The following is a 3,003-nucleotide window of genomic DNA, read 5'->3' on the forward strand; positions in this document are numbered from 1 at the left end:
CTCTTCAGACTTAAGTGGCTCCCCATCTTCAATGGTCTCGGGAATATGCGTTAGACCAAAAAGTAAAACCAGCTTGTGTTTAGTTTCTCCTTCTTCACCCGCTTCCTGGGCCTGTATCGGAATTATATATAAGAGAAATAGCAGATAGGTAAGTGAGATAAATTTCATTTACATTTTCCTTTAGATGGTTAGGTATTATTTAGGGAGAAAAATACAGAAATATGTTACTAATCTATTTATAATTTCATTTTTTTAGCAAATTTTGTTTTGGCAAACTTATCGTAAGATTTGGCCAGAAAACGCGGTGAATTAAAACGATAACCGAAGTACAGTAATCCATAAGTTTTGTCATTGTTTATGAACCTTCCTTCCTCTCCTTCATAGCCGTAAATATCATAATTAAAAGCAATACCAAAAATTACCCTCTCTGAAGCATAACCTAATTGAAGTCCACTTTCAAGCACTGTTTTAAAAAAAGTAATATTCTCCTCAGTGGTGGTACCATCGAGAGTAATTGTACTTTTAGAAAATCTAACCCCCGCAGAAGGCGAAACATTTGGTGCAACAAACCATTTATCACCTATTACCCAGGTATAGTAATAACCTATTCCCAGACTTAAATCTGAATTATCACCTTTAAATTTAATATCGTCTGGAATATCTTCAAGGTCAAAAGTGAATTTATTATAACTATACTGAAATGTTGGCACAAAACTTCCTGCACTCTTCCTTTGTCGTTCAGTTTGGTAAAATAAATTTTTATATGAAAAATTTGGGTTGAATATATGGGAAATTGTTATCCCATATGTAGTGTTAGATAAATCAGGGATAAGAATGTATGGATCTACATTTTCCTCCCAATCGGGTATAAAATCCTCAGTGTTTTCCACATAATACCCGGTGATTCTACTATATCTCAACTCTATTAGCCATTTTTGAAAAGCTAATCTCGGTTCAATATCTATAAAGGATGATTCTCCTCTTAATTCCTCATCACTATTTCCAGGTAAAAATGAGGGTGAAAAACCAAGGCTTAATCCAATAATTTGAAATTCGAGAGATAGGAATAAACTGGATCCGTAATTAGAATCTAAATTTATATCTGGCCCTCCCCCAAAGCCATCTGCGTTGTAAGAATCTGTTTTGGAATCTAAATTAATCTTTACAATAAATTTATCTTTGAATGATTCTATTGCGGTTGAATCCCTTACTCTTTTTTGTCCAAAGGCAAAAAAACAACCAAAACTTATAATTATTGTAATAATTTTTATCAAAATATAATTTGAACTTAAAATCACTATTTGCTTATATGTAACCTAAAGTTATTGACAAATCTTATAGAAATACAAATAACTATGAATAGATGCCACCCAAATCTTCAAGATAGAACAAAAAAAGTAAATTTTTATAATGGATGCTGCACCTCTCCATGATAAACCGGTTTGCATTTTTTTCCAACAATTGCATTGACAAAATTTATGACTGACCCAAGAAGGGTTTTGGCAATTTTTAATTTCCCCACCTGAAGATTGTCTAATTTGCCGCTAACTTTCTGTTCCATTAGGCTACATCCGTTTTTATCCAATACATAGGCCGTAAACCCGGGGATTGAATCATTCAAAATATCAAATTTACCGTCAAAAGCAAAGCGGTTTAATGGGGTGTTAAAGGCTACATCTTCTGTTTCGATAATACCATTATGAATCTTCCAATTCGTAAGTACCTGCGAAACATACGTTCTATCTTCCGCTTTAAGATTCATGCTAATCAGCCTGACAAAATCACCTCCCTTAGTCACGACAGCTCCAACCGGGCCCGCCACCACAAAAGCACCAATGTCAACCAAATTGAAGTTCTGACTTCGTTTATATTTCTTGAGTAATTTGTCAACATCTATCCCATAAAGGGTTATTGAGTCTCCCTTAACCTTTAATGAGCCCTTCGCATTTTTGGTTATTTCTTCTAAATCTAACCCACTTCCCTCTAAAGAAAATGAAGCATCCAACATTCCTTTAGCTAATTTTTCCTGGGAATATCCTTCAATAAAAGATTTTATGGGAACATCTCTTAAATCATATGAGATCTCAAATGCAGGGGATTCTTTAGAAATGTCTAAAGTAAGAGACCCGGAATCTTCCGTTTTTCTATTCCTAAATGTAGAAAAATTTACCTGAATCTGATCATTCTCAGCAGAAAAATCAGCGTTTAAAGGCACTTTACCCAGAATCGGCGTATTTACTTCATCTAGCTCAAGATCACCATTAACTGACTTTATACCCACAATTTTATTGGAACCCTCCTCATGCAAAAAGTAAAGACTATCTAAATTGAGATTGACCTTTTTAAATTCATATATCAAAGAATCTGGCAGGCGCATAGTGAGTGTACTTTGTTCTATTTGTGCCTTTTGCATTGCAAATGGAATAGTCTCAATAGTCCCAGACATATGCAGGTCTCCGTTATAAAGTGTATTCTCACTTCGGCTTCTTTCATTTTCACTCATCATTGGGAGGTCTTTCATTTCATAAATAAGGTCCAGTAAATATGACTCAGGAATATTATCTAAGATCATATCTGCATGAGCATCCAATAATCGGGCACTATCCATAATTACAACATTACCGGACAAATCAATGGATCCCTTTGGCATTTTGGCATGCATACGCTTAAGATCTATTCGCAGTCCTTTATGGGTATCATATAAATCTATACTGGCCTGAAGTTCAGGAAGGTCTACCAAGGTATCCAGATTAAATGACATTTGTTCAAGGTCTACAGTAAACCATGGCAAATCGCTTTTAATACTATCATTTTCCCTGCCAGTAGCTTTAACTTTTATAACCAAATCACTTACTCTTTCATCAATTAAAGCACGCAAGTCAGGATTTAAAACAAAGTGTTTGGTATAGAATTGAGAGGAACTTATATCCATATTAGCTTCAATATTCTGCTCTTTATTAAAGAGAAAATGGTAAAAGCGCGAAATTTCCCCATTCAGTATTA

Annotated in this window: 2 protein-coding genes; both read right to left on the minus strand. The window is 34.5% G+C overall.

Going from position 1 to position 3,003, the window contains the following annotated elements; all coding sequences use genetic code 11:
- Positions 1–236: 236 nt before the first annotated feature.
- Positions 237–1,274: a DUF4421 family protein gene (locus Q0X66_RS15610; protein WP_297708007.1), complete on the minus strand. Its 1,038-nt coding sequence runs from the start codon at positions 1,272–1,274 to the stop codon at positions 237–239.
- A 131-nt stretch (positions 1,275–1,405) separates the two neighbouring features.
- The coding region (locus Q0X66_RS15615) for an AsmA-like C-terminal region-containing protein (RefSeq protein WP_297708009.1) at positions 1,406–3,003 on the minus strand (1,598 nt) is incomplete at its 5' end.

Source organism: uncultured Eudoraea sp., from assembly GCF_947260015.1.
In the GTDB taxonomy this organism is placed as follows: domain Bacteria; phylum Bacteroidota; class Bacteroidia; order Flavobacteriales; family Flavobacteriaceae; genus Eudoraea.